Origin of the sequence: Reichenbachiella sp. (assembly GCF_965223055.1) — a bacterium.
Taxonomy (GTDB): Bacteria; Bacteroidota; Bacteroidia; order Cytophagales; family Cyclobacteriaceae; genus Reichenbachiella.
Genome location: NZ_CBDCVM010000003.1, coordinates 1 through 17,236 on the forward strand (window position 1 = coordinate 1; position 17,236 = coordinate 17,236).

The 17,236-nt window shown below is 37.7% G+C and carries 18 protein-coding genes; 7 read left to right on the plus strand and 11 right to left on the minus strand.

What is annotated here, in order from left to right:
- On the minus strand, positions 1-552 hold a 552-nt coding region (locus ACOQO5_RS00545; protein WP_420579721.1), incomplete at its 3' end, for a DUF1573 domain-containing protein.
- Positions 553-642: 90 nt separating this feature from the next.
- Between ACOQO5_RS00545 and trpS the strand changes: the two genes are divergently transcribed.
- The 6 genes from trpS (at position 643) to ACOQO5_RS00575 (ending at position 6,176) form a co-directional block, all read left to right on the plus strand.
- Positions 643-1,611: a tryptophan--tRNA ligase gene (trpS, locus tag ACOQO5_RS00550; RefSeq protein ID WP_420579722.1), complete on the plus strand. Its 969-nt coding sequence runs from the start codon at positions 643-645 to the stop codon at positions 1,609-1,611.
- 5 nt (positions 1,612-1,616) lie between these two features.
- The gene (locus ACOQO5_RS00555) at positions 1,617-3,344 is read left to right on the plus strand and encodes a phospho-sugar mutase (protein WP_420579723.1); all 1,728 of its coding nucleotides are present in this window, start codon (positions 1,617-1,619) and stop codon (positions 3,342-3,344) included.
- Between the two features lie 243 nt (positions 3,345-3,587).
- Positions 3,588-3,953: a sodium:calcium antiporter gene (locus ACOQO5_RS00560; protein WP_420579724.1), complete on the plus strand. Its 366-nt coding sequence runs from the start codon at positions 3,588-3,590 to the stop codon at positions 3,951-3,953.
- On the plus strand, positions 3,886-4,563 hold the full coding sequence (locus ACOQO5_RS00565; RefSeq protein WP_420579725.1) for a sodium:calcium antiporter: 678 nt from the start codon (positions 3,886-3,888) through the stop codon (positions 4,561-4,563). Before ACOQO5_RS00560 ends, ACOQO5_RS00565 begins: the two co-directional genes overlap by 68 nt.
- Positions 4,564-4,701: 138 nt before the next feature.
- Complete coding sequence (locus tag ACOQO5_RS00570; protein WP_420579726.1) at positions 4,702-5,274, plus strand: RNA polymerase sigma factor; 573 nt, start codon at positions 4,702-4,704, stop codon at positions 5,272-5,274.
- Positions 5,271-6,176: a hypothetical protein gene (locus ACOQO5_RS00575; RefSeq protein ID WP_420579727.1), complete on the plus strand. Its 906-nt coding sequence runs from the start codon at positions 5,271-5,273 to the stop codon at positions 6,174-6,176. The genes ACOQO5_RS00570 and ACOQO5_RS00575 overlap by 4 nt, the downstream gene beginning before the upstream one ends.
- Here ACOQO5_RS00575 and trmB read toward each other — a convergent pair whose 3' ends face one another.
- From trmB to ACOQO5_RS00605, 6 genes are all read right to left on the minus strand, one after another.
- A complete protein-coding gene (trmB, locus tag ACOQO5_RS00580) occupies positions 6,177-6,839 on the minus strand; it encodes a tRNA (guanosine(46)-N7)-methyltransferase TrmB (RefSeq protein ID WP_420579728.1) in 663 nt (220 codons plus the stop codon).
- Positions 6,840-6,842: 3 nt separating this feature from the next.
- Positions 6,843-8,072, minus strand: coding sequence for a bifunctional folylpolyglutamate synthase/dihydrofolate synthase (locus ACOQO5_RS00585; RefSeq protein ID WP_420579729.1), 1,230 nt, complete (start codon positions 8,070-8,072; stop codon positions 6,843-6,845).
- A 1-nt stretch (position 8,073) separates the two neighbouring features.
- Entirely contained in the window at positions 8,074-8,910 is an 837-nt protein-coding gene (locus ACOQO5_RS00590) for a hypothetical protein (protein ID WP_420579730.1), read from the minus strand.
- A 2-nt stretch (positions 8,911-8,912) separates the two neighbouring features.
- Positions 8,913-9,302 carry an ExbD/TolR family protein gene (locus tag ACOQO5_RS00595; RefSeq protein WP_420579731.1) on the minus strand — a complete coding sequence of 130 codons (390 nt, stop codon included), beginning with the start codon at positions 9,300-9,302 and terminating at the stop codon, positions 8,913-8,915.
- On the minus strand, positions 9,299-9,988 hold the full coding sequence (locus tag ACOQO5_RS00600) for a MotA/TolQ/ExbB proton channel family protein (RefSeq protein WP_420579732.1): 690 nt from the start codon (positions 9,986-9,988) through the stop codon (positions 9,299-9,301). Before ACOQO5_RS00600 ends, ACOQO5_RS00595 begins: the two co-directional genes overlap by 4 nt.
- Before the next feature lie 80 nt (positions 9,989-10,068).
- A complete protein-coding gene (locus tag ACOQO5_RS00605; RefSeq protein ID WP_420579733.1) occupies positions 10,069-11,400 on the minus strand; it encodes an SPOR domain-containing protein in 1,332 nt (443 codons plus the stop codon).
- Between the two features lie 157 nt (positions 11,401-11,557).
- Between ACOQO5_RS00605 and ACOQO5_RS00610 the strand changes: the two genes are divergently transcribed.
- Positions 11,558-11,998 (plus strand): hypothetical protein, encoded by a 441-nt coding sequence (locus tag ACOQO5_RS00610; RefSeq protein ID WP_420579734.1) that lies wholly within the window; start codon positions 11,558-11,560, stop codon positions 11,996-11,998.
- A gap of 1 nt (position 11,999) precedes the next feature.
- On the opposite strand, the gene ACOQO5_RS00615 is transcribed toward ACOQO5_RS00610, so the two are convergent.
- The 4 genes from ACOQO5_RS00615 to ACOQO5_RS00630 all read right to left on the minus strand — a co-directional run bounded on the left by ACOQO5_RS00615 (position 12,000) and on the right by ACOQO5_RS00630 (position 17,220).
- Positions 12,000-12,848 carry a DUF4249 domain-containing protein gene (locus tag ACOQO5_RS00615; protein WP_420579735.1) on the minus strand — a complete coding sequence of 283 codons (849 nt, stop codon included), beginning with the start codon at positions 12,846-12,848 and terminating at the stop codon, positions 12,000-12,002.
- Positions 12,845-15,544: a TonB-dependent receptor gene (locus ACOQO5_RS00620; protein WP_420579736.1), complete on the minus strand. Its 2,700-nt coding sequence runs from the start codon at positions 15,542-15,544 to the stop codon at positions 12,845-12,847. Before ACOQO5_RS00620 ends, ACOQO5_RS00615 begins: the two co-directional genes overlap by 4 nt.
- Before the next feature lie 85 nt (positions 15,545-15,629).
- On the minus strand, positions 15,630-16,574 hold the full coding sequence (locus tag ACOQO5_RS00625; protein ID WP_420579737.1) for a FecR family protein: 945 nt from the start codon (positions 16,572-16,574) through the stop codon (positions 15,630-15,632).
- Between the two features lie 64 nt (positions 16,575-16,638).
- Positions 16,639-17,220 carry an RNA polymerase sigma-70 factor gene (locus ACOQO5_RS00630; RefSeq protein ID WP_420579738.1) on the minus strand — a complete coding sequence of 194 codons (582 nt, stop codon included), beginning with the start codon at positions 17,218-17,220 and terminating at the stop codon, positions 16,639-16,641.
- Between the last annotated feature and the right edge of the window lie 16 nt (positions 17,221-17,236).

The following is a 17,236-nucleotide window of genomic DNA, read 5'->3' on the forward strand; positions in this document are numbered from 1 at the left end:
TCCGTCATACTTCTCTAGTAAAGTAAGTGTATCCGCACTATCATTATAGATATCAAAAGATTTTTGTACAGTTTTTTCTGTAGTCAGGCTCCCCATATTCACAGACCGTCCTTTGAATCTTGTTTTACCTATCTTCAAACTCATCTGTTCTTCGAGAGACTTTACTTTCGGCAGCACTTTCCCTTTGATGTAAGCATGTACAACCGCAGGATCCCCATTAGTCGTAATTGTCAATGACTTTCTAAAACTCCCAGGACGATTTCTAGGGTTGTATTGTGCTTTTACATAACCTGTTTCTCCTGGCAGGACAGGTTCTTTAGACCAACCTGGTGTAGTACAACCACAAGATGCTCGAACATGGCTTATAATTAGAGGAGCAGTTCCCGTATTTTTGAATTCAAATTCATAAATCGCAGGCCCTCCATCTTCCTTAATCTCACCAAAATCATGATCATTGTTAATGAATTCGAGTTTACCCTTTTCTTGAGAAAAAAGCTGAGTCGACATAAAAACAAATACTAGAAGAAAAGCTGATTTACTAATTTTTGACATGATTTATAATGAAATATTCAATGCAAATAAACAATAATGTCTTAACGTAACAAAGGGAAATAATTTTATTAATTTGCGCAAAAATTAACTATGGCAAGAGTATTAACAGGAATTCAGAGTTCGGGAAGGCCACATTTAGGCAACCTACTTGGCGCTATTATGCCAGCCATCGGACTGACTGAAAAGGAGGGACAGGAATCACTACTTTTCATTGCAGATTTGCATTCTTTCACTACGATTAAAGACCCTGAAATAAGACAAGAAAATGTAAAATCTATTGCAGCTGCCTGGCTGGCCTGCGGATTGGACACTTCAAAATCAATATTTTACAGACAATCTAAAATTCCAGAGGTTTGTGAGTTAACCTGGTTTCTCAATTGCGTGACTCCCTACCCTATGCTGGCTAATGCGCATTCATTCAAAGATAAAGCAGGACGCCTCTCGGATGTGAATGCCGGTTTATTCGACTACCCAGTTCTCATGGCTGCTGATATCATTATGTATGATGCGGAAGTCGTGCCTGTTGGTAAAGACCAAAGACAGCACATCGAAATGACCCGTGATATCGCAAAAGCTTTTAACCATCAATTTGGAGAAGTTTTTGTAATTCCAGAAGCCAAAATTGACGATGAAGTTATGACAATCCCTGGCACGGATGGCCAGAAAATGAGCAAGTCATATGGAAACATCATCGATATATTTTTGCCAGAGAAAAAACTAAAAAAGAATGTGATGTCTATCCTCACTGACAGCACGCCCATGGAAGAACCTAAAAACCCAGACACTTGCAATGTTTATAACATTTTTAAAACCATTGCTTCTGAGGAGCAAAAAGCAGAGATGCGAAGCAATTATGAAGGAGGCAACTATGGGTATGGACATGCTAAAACTGCATTGTTTGAGTTGATGCTTGAAAAATTCTCTGAAGAGAGAAAACAATTCGATGAGTTCATGAACAATGAGCAAGCCATCGAACAACATTTACAAGAAGGAGAAGAAAAAGCAAGAGCCATTGCACATGACGTACTTGGCCGAGTGAAAAACACGATTGGATTTTAAATATCATGGAAGAGAATATCAAAACCACCATTGATTCCTGGCTAAATAGCAATATTGATGAAGCAGACAAGACCGCGCTAAAAAAACTAGTTGCGAGTGGCGATGAAACAGAATTGGTTGACTCCTTTTATAAAGATCTAGAGTTCGGTACTGGAGGCCTAAGGGGCATCATGGGCCTTGGAAGCAACCGAATGAATAAATACACAGTTGGCAGTGCAACGCAAGGGCTAGCCAATTATATAAACATTCAGTTTCCAAACGAGGTGGCTTCTGTAGCTATTGCACATGACAGCAGAAACAATAGCGACTATTTTGCTCGAATTGTTGCGGACATTTTATCTGCCAATGGCATCAAGGTGTACTTATTTGATGAACTCAGACCTACTCCTGAGCTATCATTTGCAATAAGGGAGCTGGGTTGTAAAAGTGGTATTGTAGTAACAGCTTCTCATAACCCAAAGGAATACAATGGCTATAAGGTATATTGGGAAGACGGTGCTCAAATCATAGCACCGCATGACACTAAAATCATTGAGGAAGTCAGAAAAATTACAGATTTTGACCAAATCAAATTTGAGGCAAATAGTGAGTTAATTGAGTCAATAGGTCATGATATAGACGAGCGATACCTGACCGAGATGGCCAAACTAAGCTTATCTCCTGAGGCCATTAAAAATCAATCCGATTTATCTATTGTATTCTCACCCATTCATGGCACAGGAATTACGTTGGTCCCAAAAGCTCTTGAGCAATTTGGATTTAGTAATGTAACTATCATAGAGGAGCAAGCTACACCAGATGGCAATTTTCCGACAGTGGTCTATCCAAACCCAGAAGAAAAAGAGGCATTGACTTTAGCTTTGGAGAAAGCCAAACAAATTGGTGCTGAGTTGGTAATGGCTACCGATCCTGATGCTGATCGTGTGGGTATTGCTATAAGAACTGAAACTGGTGATTTTGAATTATTGAATGGAAATCAAACTGGCGCACTATTGATCTACTATCTCTGTCTAAAATGGAAAGAGAATGGCAAACTGGATGGCAATCAGTATGTAGTAAAAACTGTAGTCACTACAGAACTAATCAAAGACATAGCAACACACTTCAATATTGATTGTTATGACACGCTGACGGGTTTCAAGCACATTGCCGGGCTTATCAAAGAACTAGAAGGAAAGAAAACCTTTATCGGAGGAGGTGAAGAAAGCTATGGTTATCTAATTGGTGATTTTGTTCGAGACAAAGATGCCATCGCCTCATGTGCGATGATAGCAGAGATGGCTGCCTGGGCCAAAGACAACGGAAAGTCTTTGGGCGATCTACTAGAAGAAGTATATTCTCAATTTGGTATGTACCAGGAAGATTTAGTTTCTCTTACCAAAAAAGGAAAATCAGGAGCCGAAGAAATTCAAGAGATGATGCATAAATTCAGAAACAATCCCCCTGGTACATTAGCGGGCTCTGAAATTGAATGGCTCATTGATTATCAAAATTCAACATCAAAGAATTTAATTTCCGGTCAAGTAGATGACATCAATTTTCCATCCTCCAATGTACTGCAATTTATTACTCGGGATGGCTCAAAAATTTCGATGCGTCCATCAGGGACAGAACCAAAAATCAAGTTCTATATGAGTGTGAGATCAGAATCTGATTCTGACAGGAGTTTTGACAATGAAAAAAGTGGACTAAAAGATAAAATATCAAAAATTAAAGAAGAGCTTGATTTATAATGATCAACCAGCTCATTTTCTGATATTTATGATAAATATTCATTTTACTACCTGCTATTATTCATGAAAAAAATGTTTTCAATATATTGCAGAGAAATAATGAGTTTTTGACTTGAAATACGGATATAAATAAGAATGTCAATTCAGCCCTGTTTATTCATCGAAAAATTGAAGAAAATATTCTGAATATATTTATATTTCATTTCTAAACAATTTACCACCTGAACATAAATTACTTCAAATATGGTAGTGCCCTTTTTGCTCATCATTGTCGGTTTCGTTATGCTTATCAAAGGAGCCGATTTTTTAGTGAATGGAGCTTCCTCTCTTGCCAAAAGATATAATGTATCTGACATTGCCATTGGACTTACTGTAGTGGCTATGGGTACTTCTGCTCCTGAGTTGGTAGTGAATATTATTTCAGGGTCTTCAGGAGAAAACGATGATATCGTGTTCGGGAATATCATCGGATCGAACATATTCAATATGTTTTTGATACTCGGTATAGCCGCAGTAATATATCCGCTTACTGTTCAAAAAAATGCACTCTGGAAAGAGGTTCCATATTCTCTATTGGCAACCCATTGTTCTTTTCGTATTAGTAAATGATGAATTATTATTTGGTGCTGAAGAGAATGCCATGAGCTTAGTTGATGGAATCATTTTATTAGTGATGTTCATAGCTTTCTTAGTTTACGTATTCCAAAACATGAAACGTACAGGAGACCTAGGCGGAGATATAGATGAGATAGAAATGTATGGTAGTTTAAAAACCACACTCATGATCATCTTCGGTATTGCAGGATTAGCGCTTGGAGGTCAGGTGATCGTAGACAATGCTATTATCGTGGCGGAACACTTCCAGATCAGCCAGAAAGTAATTGGTCTAACCATCTTAGCAGCTGGAACTTCACTTCCAGAATTAGCAACTACTGCAGTTGCTGCTTTCCATAAAAAATCAGACTTGGCAGTAGGCAATATTGTCGGCTCAAATATCTTCAACTTATTGTTAGTATTAGGAGCTACTGCTACCCTTAATGCTCCAATCGCATTTGACACGGATCTTAACCTGGATCTTTACATTGTAATGATTGGAACATTCATGCTTTTCATTTTCATGTTTACACTTCAGAAGTACAAATTAGACAGAGCCGAAGGTGCACTTTACCTGGTAGGATTTGTAGCATACTGTGTCTTCTTATACATGAACCGTCTTTAAAAAGACACTCCCCTTTCTTTCATTTGAGTGTTAACAGATCTTAACACCTTTTAACTCTTTATTAACGGCGCGATGTTTGTATAAAGCATAGTTTGCAGTTGCATTCGTGCAAAAGCAACCTTTATTAAAATACAAGCATTGAATAACAAAGAGTACATCTCAAACCACAATCAAATTTTGGACGACAGTCAATTAACAGACTTGTGTAAAGCCAAAGACGAATTGGCTCAGAAGGCATTGTATGACAAGTATGCCAATAAAATGATGCGTACATGTCTAAGATATTTGATAGATGAGATGGAAGCTGAAGACGCCATGATTGACGGGTTTATGAAAGTTTTTTCTAAAATAGACACATTTGAATACCGTGGAAAAGGAAGCCTGGAAGGATGGATAAAAAGGATCATGGTGAATGAATCTCTTATGCTTCTGAGAAAAAGAAAAATGGATCAGGTAGAAATAGAAAAAGTCCATAATCTCTCTACAGGCAATGAAACAGCGGAGTCTCAATTGATGGAAGAGACTATAGTAAATGTCATTCAGCAATTACCAAATGGATACAGAACTGTATTCAATATGTATGTGATAGAAGGTTACTCTCATAGGGAAATTGGTGAAAAGCTCAATATCAGTGAGAATACATCCAAATCTCAATTGAGCAAAGCCAGAGCCTCACTATCCAAATCACTAACACAAATAGGTGCGCTATGAAAGTCAATGGAAATCACAAAAACGGCAAATCAATTGATTCACAAGAATCAAAAACAGATCAAATCAGCAAAAAAGCGGTCGCCGTTGTAGATGAAGTCCCCTTACGATTCTTTGATCCTACGAGAACATGGGAAAAGCTTTCTGAAAAATTGGGCAGAATGGACAAAGGGTTGGTGACTTGGGGAATCGCTATGGCAGCTTCATTCTCTCTCCTAGTGGCTGCCAATATTGAGGTCTTCGATTTGAATCCACTGGATATTAACATTGAAGATCACATCATTTCCAAGGCTCCTAAAAAGCAGCATCGCGCTACAGAAATAATTCCTAAACCTGCGATTCATATCACCCAGCTTAAAACAACAAAACCCCTTGAACAAACTCTAGAAATAAAGAAACCAGTTATTACTCCCAAAGTCAATCAAGAACAGTCGAAAACAATACTCTTTCTTGATAAGAATGATCAAGAGTCCATCGAAGTTTCTCGCTTATCGAATCCATTTATATCTGTGTTTGGGAAGGCTAATTTTCAATCAGGAAGTGTAGTTCCTGAAATTGGAATTGATTTGAAAATCGCCGAAAAATATACAGCCAAACGAAGAGAAATTTATAAAATCGGAATGTCTTCTCAATTTAATTTTAAAACCAATGAATCAGGAGACAAACGAGTGCACCCCCATACATTTGTGAATTTAGAATTCACTTCTCTTAATAAGAAAACAAATAAAGGTTGGACGTCTAGAGCTGGTTATTTACTTAATCCTGATGGGCAACTTTATCAAGATACCACAATTAAAGTTTCATTATTTAGGAATATTAGCAAACATGTAAAACTGGGACCAGAAGTAATCTTCACAAACAATATGAAGCAGGCTTATCCGAGTATCTCCTTAATATTAGGCTAATCAGGCAAACTGGAATTTCATATATTTTATACTCTCCCCCTTGTTGTAGAACAATTCCTCATACTTAGTTTTAACCCCAAAATGCTCATCCATAAATTCTGATTGATACAAATCGTGTGTATGGACCAGATTTTTTACTTTGAGCTGACCAAATTCGATAAGCTCCAACGTATAATCAAATAAGAACGTATTATCGGTTTTGAACTTTACCCATCCATCATTCTTCAATAGTTTTTTGTAGACTTCCATAAAACGAGGGGCCGTCAATCGTTTCTTTTCATCTTTATCTTTGGGCCTAGGATCAGGAAAGGTCACCCATATTTCATCAATCTCATTTTCTCCAAAGTGCTTATCTAACAACTCGATCTGAGTTCTTAAAAAAGCCACATTTTCAAGATTATTTTTAATAGCATAAGAGCTGCCTACCCATATTCTTGAACCTTTGATGTCGACTCCGATAAAGTTGCATTCAGGTTGTTTCTCACCGAGGCCTACGGTGTATTCCCCTCTCCCACAGCCCAGTTCAACTACCAAATTTTGTTCATTCTTAAAATGTTCTTCTTTCCATTTTCCTATTAAATGTCCAAAATTAGGTTTACCATCTTGTACAACATTGTAACGCTCCGCATTATCTTGAAATCGCTCTAACTTTTTTCTACCCACTTCTTATAAATCTTTAATTTCAGCCACTACAAAGGTACTTCCACCTATAAAAATTAAGTCCCCGGCTCCTGCTCGCTCAAGTGCTATTGAGTAAGCCTCTTCTACTGATTTGTAAGAATCGCCTTTCAACCCATATTCGTTTCCTAATTCAAACAACTCATCAGCAGGTAGCGCCCTGGGAACTTTAGCAGCGCAAAAGTAATACGTGCAATCCTTAATAAGTAATGGAAATATCTTTTCGACTGATTTATCCGAAACCACACCCCAAACGATATGTAGTTTACCATAGTCAACCTTTTCTATTCGATCCATCAACCACACTACTGCTTCTTCATTGTGCCCCACATCACAAATAACTAATGGATTGTGCCGAATAGTTTGCCATCTGCCTTTCAGTCCAGTTCGTGCTACTACATGTCCAATCCCATGTTTAAACTGTTCTTGGCTTATTGTTATATGTTGATTGCGTAATTGATCAATTGTCCTTCTTACCGTATCTATATTCAATTCTACTACTTCTGGAGAAAGATCAGATTTATAATTTACGCGTTCTGAACTTTCAATAGGTGTTGACAAGCTCGCATTTCTATCCCTGGCAAAATTTCGAATTTCCGACTCTGCTTCCTCAGGCAATTTACCTATTACAACCGGAATACCTTCCTTGATAATACCCGCCTTTTCTCGTGCGATTTCAGCTAATGTATCCCCGAGCATATCCTGATGATCTAGACTGATCGAAGTAATTACTGATACTTCTGGGGTAATAATATTCGTAGAGTCTAATCGCCCACCTAGCCCAGTCTCAATTACAGCAAAATCCACCTGCTCTTGAGCAAAGTATTCAAATGCCATTACGACAGTGATCTCAAAAAAAGAAGGAGAAATTTCTTCGATAGATTCCTTATTATCATTAACGAAGTGGGTGATGAAAGACGCTGACACTTCTTCGCCATTCACTCTTATGCGTTCTTTAAATGAGCGCAAATGTGGAGAAGTATATAGCCCAACTTTATAGCCAGCAGACTGCAACACGGAAGCAATCATGTGAGAAGTAGATCCTTTGCCATTGGTTCCAGCTACATGAATACTTTTAAATTTTTTCTGGGGATTTTCCAGTCGTTTTGCCAACTCTAAAGTATTCGTAAGGTCTTTTTTGAAAGCTACTTTACCCACACGTTGATACATGGGCAGTTGAGTATATAAGAAGTCTAAGACTTCTTGATAATTCATCATGTTAATTCGATTGGATAATAAAGATAATTTTTCCTGTAGAAGTGGCAGCAGCTGATCGGTTATCAGATGTCTTACTAAACGTTAATTCCATTACCGCATCTCTATACATCTTTTCAACAACAGGAGAAACTGTTTTTTCTAATGTCTTAATCCCTATAATTTCACCTTCCTCGTCAATGATAATTTGAAAAACGATTAAACCATTCTCAGAAGATTTATCATTCGGCTGTGGCTTAAAATCCCAATCCCATCCAGCCAAATCTAAACTAGAACCTTTATTCCCAGACCCCGATCCATTGTCCACTTTCTTGAAAATCGCGCGATCATCGATTTTAGGCTCTTCTACTTTTTTCTTATCTTCCTTTTCCTCAGTCTTTTCTACCGCCTCGACAGTCTTCGCATCACTACCCGTATCTGATTCCTTTACCTCTTGAGTTTTTGATTCTTCTGTAACTGTAGTTTCTTCTATCACATCAGGACTATTAATATCCTCTGTGGTAGGCTCTACCTCCTCAGCTTCCGCTTCTAATACTTCAGTGTCTTCTCCTTGAGATTCTACTACTGCAGTTTGTTCAGACTGTTCAGTATCATCAGCATCTTCGGTACTTTCTTCTGACACCTCCTCAATTTCATCAATCACTTCTTCCTGTACAGACTCTTCGCTCTGATTTTCACTGACGATACTGTTGCCAAGATTGAATTCAATGCCATATTCTGGAATTGGGGGATCGGGTTCAGTCCACGCCAACAGCACAAAGAAGATCACAAACAGAATAGCATGAATCCCTAAAGACACATAAATACTGATGTTTCGATTTCTTTTTTCTTGGCTATTCAAACTCAATCAGGTTTTGTGGCGAGAGATATTTTGGCTTCTAGTTTGGTAGCAATACTTGCTACATTGACCAAATGTTCTACCGGAACCGACTTATCACAATGCAGTACGACAACGCCTTCTTTGTCTTTCAACTCTGCTTGGAGCGTGTGTTCTAAACGACTTAAAGAAACCTCCTTATCATTTACAAAGTATTTCAAATCAGGAGTAATAGTTACACTGATCTTTTGCATTACAATATTGGAGCTTTTGCTTGTAGGCAGGTTCACAGGCAAGCCTGATGGTGTAATAAATGAGGACGTCAACATGAAAAATATCAATAATAGGAAGATTACATCCGTCATTGAAGACATGGAAAATGACGTCTCAATTTTATGTTTTGATCCTAGATTCATTTTTTCTGAGGTTCTTGTAACAGGTCAATAAAATCAATGGATGTGTACTCCATGCCATGGATCAACTTGCCTACTCGTGTGACCAAATAATTATAGGCTAAATACGTAAGTATCCCAACGAACAGTCCTGCCGCTGTTGTAATCATCGCTTCATATATTCCACTAGAAAGTAATTTTGGGCTTACAGCCCCTTCTTCTTGGGCAATAGAAATAAACGCCTGAATCATACCCGTAACAGTTCCCAAAAACCCGATCATCGGAGCAGCTCCCGAAATGGTAGCTAATAGACTCAGATTCTTTTCCAACTTATATATTTCAATCTTACCTACATTTTCAATAGATGCTTCTATACTTTTCAAGGGGCTTCCAATTCGAGCCACTCCTTTTTCTATCATTCTAGCAATTGGTGTTGCGGTAGAGCGACACAGCGTAAGTGCCTCTGAAATATTTCCATCCAACACCATTTGTTTAATACTAGACATAAAAACATCTGGTGTTTTGGCTGCGTCTTTTATAGTAAGTAGTCGCTCTACAAAAACATAAATCCCTATAAGAGACAAGAGTAAAATAGGCACCATCATATAGCCGCCTTTCAACAATAAATCTAATACGGAAACTTGCTCTATGACTTCATCTACTGGAACCTCCTGGGGCAATGAAGCCAAAATTATATTTAGTATTTGCATAACTTCTTTTAAACAAAAAAAAGGCCAAAATGACCTTTTTATATTTTTAACACGATTTTAGTACAATATCGTTTTTCTGATTAGTACTGTAAAGCCCAAACTTCGTCTCCATATTGACCTTTGAAACCACTCAATTGGCTGGCAGCATCTCCATAACTAGAAAAGTCTGCAATTGAAACTCTATATCTTTTAGACTTTCCGTAAGGATGAATAATCTTCACTCCACTTCCTTCACCACTTAGTTTGGTAGCATAATCCATAGCCAAATCTTCATCAATAAAACTACCGATAATTACGTATGACCTAGAGCTTCTTTCTGTCACTCTAACAATTTCACCAGGCGCAGCAGTTGCTACTTTTGGTTTTGGCTTAGCTGTAGCAGGTTTAGTAGCCGCAGGTTTTGGCTTTGGCTCTGCTGCTTTTTCAGTAGATTCAGTACCTACTGCAGCCGCCTTTGGAGCTGGCTTTTTCGCTGCTGGTTTCTTCACTCTTTTCTTAGGTACTTCTTTTTTAGCGACCTCTTTTGGCCCATCATCCAAAGAGAAATAATAAAACGCACCACCAATAATTGATATGATTAAAACACCGATTATAATCACTTTAGCAAATCCTCCAGACGACTCCTCATAAGAGTAAGGCTTATAATTCGGAGGTAGTGAAGGTGTATCCGCTTCTTCAAATTCAGGTTTTTCATCCTCAAAGGACATGCTATCAGTAGCAAAGATTGACCCTTCTTCCTCTGCAGAATCTGCAGCAAAAAGTGATGACCCTGCGCTTTCAGTGCTGAAATCTTCCTCAGATGTTTCACTCGCCGGTGATTCAGCTTCATCAGATGACTCTTCTTCATCCAAAATACCCAAAGCCGCTAATTGGTCTGGACTATCTATGTTCGCCAACAAATCATCAGAATCCTGTGAATCATCGCCACCTAAGTCTAATCCAATATCCTCAATAGAGGCTGCTTCCTCTTCTTTAGGAGCTTCGGCACTATCGTCTCCTCCCATAAGGTCATCATAGTTGATATCAGCACTAAAATCCGGAGATAAAGGATCCTCTTCATCATCACCAAGGCGATCAGAGATCAACTGTGCGCTATCAAGAACATCTTCCACTTCTTCGATTCCTTCATCCAATACTGAACCTTCAGGTGGATCTAAATCGCCAGGCTGCAGCCCAGAAGAATCTTCAGATGATTCTGGAACGTCAATATCGTCAAGGACACTCATATCAATTCCCTCTGGTTCGGGAAGTGTAGTTTCTTCACTTTCGGTCTCCTCCTCAGCAGAGTCATCCAAATTAAAATCTAATTCTTGTAGTTCATCAAACTCTAAATCTGGTAAACCAAAATCCTCGTCTGACTGATTTGATTTGTTTTCTTCTTCCGAACCTTCGTTGAGTTTATCGTCGGCCATATCTAAGCAATTACCTTATTATTAATATAAACTTATTAAATCACACCTTAAATGTATAGAATTATTTTGAAATAACAACTTTATGGTGTCCTTTGTATTTTCCTATAAAATTATCAATAAATCATTCAAAATATTACTTTAATCCAATATATCTGACATGAAAATCACAACAAAATCAAATTTCACAGGTCAATGGGAACGGCAGTTTTGGAGCTTGCATAAGATGATGACAAAAAATCAGAATAGTGTTCATTTTGGATTTCTTTTGCTCACATTGAGTATCATAAGCTGCCAACCCAATACAATTTCATTCAATTCCTTTGAACCAGAACTTTGGAAAGCAGATGCACAATCTTGCAAGGGATACAGAAATGAAGTAATAATGGACATGGAAGCCGAGTTTGATCAATTTATAGGAATGAGTGAAACAGAATTGATCACCTATTTAGGAAGTCCAGACAAAACTTTGCTCTACACCAGAGGACAGAAATTTTTTAGCTACAACATCAACTGCACTAAAGAAGCATCTGCAAAAAGTCAGCTAAGAGTGAGATTTAGCGCGTTAGATTATGTCAATGAGGTATTGATATTAGATTAGGCTAGTTATTGACACTTATATTGGAGATCTCTGAGGCTCCAAAATACCCCAGAACTAGTTCATCCGGATCATCCTGATTGGTCATATTCCCCTCTATAATACCGGGAATTACTCTGGGACTTAGCGTAGAATTACTAATCTGATCTCTAATGTTTTTGTAATAGCCGTATGCTCCAATCGATAATGACATGTGCTGAAAAAAAACTTCATCACCTTGAGTAAACAGCACATTTCCTGCATCATATTTAAAACTATTACCATTCGTAAATTGATCATCAAAAAGCACTAATTCTTCTGGACTATTTCGTAATTCATTATTGACAAACACTTTCCATCGGTAATAGTTTGCTACCGAAGCGTCATCATCTACAAAGGCCGAAACAAAGAAATTTTCATCCTCAGGTTTAATTTCAAAATCTGCTGGATCAGCAATGAAATTGATAAATGCATCTTCAGCGGCACTCAATTTTGGCATTTCTTCTGGAATTGAATGATAACTATTTTGATTGTGCAATACTGTCAATTGGTATATCGAACCTGGCGAACCCACAAATTCACTAGGGTCAGACAGGTATCTACCGGTACCAGTCACCTCCGTAAAATCAAAACGATTGCCCAGTTGGTCCGTAACATACACCTCAGCTCCTGAAACCACCGGATAGCCCGACTGATCTGAATATCCGTTACTTACTGAAAGTTTAATTTCATAAGGAACTGGCTCATTAGTCACCCAACCAAAAACCACTAAATGAGATTCGCCTGTATCCAAATTCAGAACAATTGGATCAATGCAAGAAATGCATACAAGTGTTATTAAAGCAAAAACAATATGGTTTCTAACAAATTTCAAAATCTAAAGTTGTAGGTCACTGATGGAATCATTGTACCAAGCACAGATAATTTTTCAACTACTGACACTCCTTTTTGTTCTTCATTTTCACGAAAATAGTAGGTTTGAGCATTTCTCCGTGCATACACATTGTATACGGAAAATACCCAACTGCTTTCCGCTCGACGTTCCTTACCGTTCTTTCTTGTTTGTTTAAGCTTGAGTGTAGCGGCTATATCTAAGCGGTGATAATCAGTTAATCGATCCAAATTACGATTTGGATGATGAGGTACTTGAATGCCATCTACTTCATATTTAGAAGTAGGGAACGAAAATGGTTTCCCTGTATAATAAACAAAAGTAGAGGACAATGAAAAATGTGGAGATAGCTGGTAAATCCCTGTGACCGCTACGTCATGGGTTCTATCATAATTGGTAGGGAAAAAATTTCCATTATTAATTTTCTCCGATTTCAATTCTCCATCTACCTGTCTCTCCGACCTAGACAAAGTATACCCAATCCACCCTGTCAATTTGCCAAACTTCTTTTTGAGAAAAACCTCCATCCCAAATGCTCTTTCCTTTCCAATAAGGATTTCTGTTTCAATTGATTCATTAAAAAGTAGATCTGCTCCATTTTTATAATCAACAACATTTTGGATTTTTCTATAATAAAACTCTAAAGAAAGGTCCATGTCAAACCTTTTTACATACTGATAGAGACCCATTGTGGTCTGGTGCATGGTCGTGGGCAGCAGGTACCTCCCACTAATTTGCCACAAATCTGAAGATGCCGGAGATAAGGTATTTGACAGCAAATGCATGTATTGAGCAGATGCAAAGTGACCAACTTTTAAAGACATGTTGGGGTTGAGTTGATACTTCAATGACAATCTGGGTAAAAAATTATGATAAAATGTTTTTGCCCCTTTTTGTCCAGCAAACACAGTATCTATTCGCGATAAAACTGATTTCTCTTCCCCATCTGCATAAATGTAAACATCAGATCTACCTGTATTATAAAAAACAGAATATCGTGCACCAAGGGATAGTGCGAAATCGCCAATATGCCTTTCATTAGACAGGTATACTGATGGTTCTAATCCCAATTCATTATTCAGTTTGACAAAATTCTCGGATGATCCAGGCCCTGGCTCTCTTTCACCTGGATTCATCAAATGGGTAATCATTTCCCCTCCATATTCAAATATATTTTTGGGACTATAATAAGAAGTCATGTCAAACTTTACTGCCAAATCTGACACTCTGGATGTACCAACAAAACCTGACAATTCACTTTCTTCTATTACTCGATATTCATATTGACTAAAATATGAAGTGACATTCATAAAGTGTTTGGAACGATGTATTTTATTCCACCTTAAGGAAAGCACTCTATTTCCCCATTTTTGCAAGGCGTCAATTCCGAATTGATTGGCATCTGCACCAAAGTAACCAGAGAAATATATTTTGTTTTTACTATTTAGGTTGAATTTAACTTTAGTATTGATATCCTGAAAACTTACTCGACTATTTGCTAAAGTCGGACTTTTAGAATTTCTTAGAATCAAATCCCAAAATGTACTGCGTGCAGACAAGAGGTAATTGGCATCGCCTTTCAATATTGGTCCTTCAAACAAGATTCTACTTGTAATTAGTCCCAGTCCTCCAGAAAAATGAAACTCATTCTCATTACCTTCTCTTTGCCTTACATGCATAACCGAAGATGTTCTACCGCCATACTTTGCTGGCAAATCACCCTTTAAAATCTCAACATCTTTGACCGCATCTGGATTAAAAACTGACACCAATCCGAAGAAGTGATTGGAATTATAAATGACAGCTTCATCCAGCATGATAAGATTAGCATCTGCCGCGCTTCCTCTCACATTCACACCAGAAACGCCCTCTCCTACATTCGAAATACCAGGTAACAGCATGGAACTTTGAAAAACATCGACCTCCGCTAAATAGGGTATTTGGCCGGCCATATCCATATCTAGCTTATTAGAACTTAACAAAACATTTTGAGCTTTCACGTCAAATAATTCCTGTTCTTCGATGACTACATTATCTAACTGAACAGAATTCTCGATCAGTTTGAAATTGAATTGAAAATCTTTGTTTAACTCAATCGTATGTCCGATAGGATGATAACCTATGAAGGAAACTATCAATTCATACCTTCCTTTCGGTAAGGTGAAAGCATAAAACCCATAACCATTGGTTGCCAATCCGGATTCAATATTTTTGATATAAACAGTTGCCCCTATCAAAGCTTCGCCAGAGGCCGCATCTTCCACTATACCACTTATTGAATATCTATATTCATTTTCGGGCCGATCATAATACCTGATCATGAGTTGTCCATTCAAATAACCAAAGTCCAAATCCTCATTGTGGCAAATCCTTGTCAATATATCATTTACATCTGTCTCCTTTGTTTTGCCAAACTCAATTTCCTTTTTTAAAGGAATAATGTTGTCATGATAAGCCACATTAATTCCTTGCTCAGGAAGCAATGACTCCAGTATATCCTTAGTTTTATACTTTTTCTTATAAAGGATCACCTTCCTCTCCAAGACGCTATCTTGCGCATACAATTCTGATGTGCTTATCAGAAGAGCCAACAAGGCATAAATAATTTTTCTAACAACGACTAGATCCAAACTATTAAACTCGACAAATGCAATTTTGGTCAAATTTAGCCATTGCATTGAAAGGGAATGAATAGAACGCATAAAAAAACCCGTATCGAAATTTATCGATACGGGTTAGTCCATTGTACTTCGAGTATTTTAATTAGCAGCCCGGGCCAGTCAGTTTTATTGTTTTGCCTTTTCTTTCGTTTTTGATATTGGCAATAGCCTCTAAGGTGCTGAGGATTTCATTTAGTTCTTTGTCTTCAAACGATGAAGTTATCAAACAGTTCTTAATCGATTCATCTACTTTTATTTTTACATCAAAGTGGTCACTAAGTGTCTCTACCACTTCAGATAAAGGAGAACTTTTGAATACAAAATCTTTTGTAACCCAAGATGATGCGTTGTTATTAAAAGATTCATTTCTGACAAGTGTATTTCCTTTGAAGGTTGCTTGATGGCCTTTTTCAAGAACCACTTTTAATTCTTCGTTCATAGAAGAACCGAAAGCCACACGTCCACTAGTCACGTTCACATTCGCGTAGTTAGCTTTGGATACTAAATCAAATGAAGTACCTAATACTTCTACAGTCACTTCTTTTCCTATGATTTTAAATGGTCTTTCTGTATCTCTGGCTACATCAAAATAAGCTTGTCCATTGAGGCTAACCAAACGATTTTCCTCATCCATTTTCTTTGAATAAGTGAAAGTTGAGTTTTCATTTAGCCAAACGATAGATCCATCAGCAAGCTCCAATTTTCTAATTTCGCCTTCAGTCGTTTGAGCCACAACTTGATCTGTGTGATTTTGATATTGAAAAACAATAAATCCCAAACCTACGATCAAGGCAAGTACAGCTGCTACTCGATACATTATAGCTTGACCTGATGATTTTGTTTTTTGAATAGCATGAGCCACAGATTCCCAAGCGCGATCTACGTCTGGATTAAACTCTGAAAAGCTGATTTCGGATGAGAGATAGATCTTCTCAATCTCATCGAAAGCCTTTTGGTTCGCATCAGACAAAGCAACCCATTGCTCTACCTGTTGTCGCCCGTTTGCATCGAGCTCACCCTTTAAATAGGCCAGTAATTTAAATTCCAATTCTTGCATTTTAGTCGTCGTTCAATGGTATGTCAAACAAACCATTTGAATCCCCTATAAAAATTCAAAAAATATTCACCAAAAGCAGTAACATTATTTTATCCCAAATAGGATTCAGATTTTCCCTTAATTTTTTTAATGCCAGCCCTATCTGATTTTCTACTGTTTTCACTGAAATATCGAGCTCCTCAGCGATTTCCTTGTAAGTCATACCAGCGTTTCGACTAAGGTTAAAAATGATTCTGCATTTGTTAGGAAGGGATTCTATAGCGTTATGCACATATTCTTTCAATTCGTCCATAATCATCTCTTTCTCTCTACTATCCTCTTCCATAAACCCTACACCTTCCAAATCCACTTTCTTTTGCTCTTTAGGCAATTGAAGCTTTAAATAGTTAAAAGATCGGTTTCTAATAGCCGTAAATAAATAAGACTTAATCGAAGTGGTAATTGTAAGACTGGCTCTTCTCTCCCAGATGTTGATAAAAACTTCCTGAACTACTTCTTCAGCTACCTGTTCGTCCCTCACATACTTCATACAAAACTTGCACAGATCCGAGTAGTAGGTTCTGAAAATCTGTTCAAATGCACCTCTATCATGATTAGATAGGCGTTGGATCAATTCGTCTTCGTCGGATATGTGCACTTCTAATGTTTAGGTA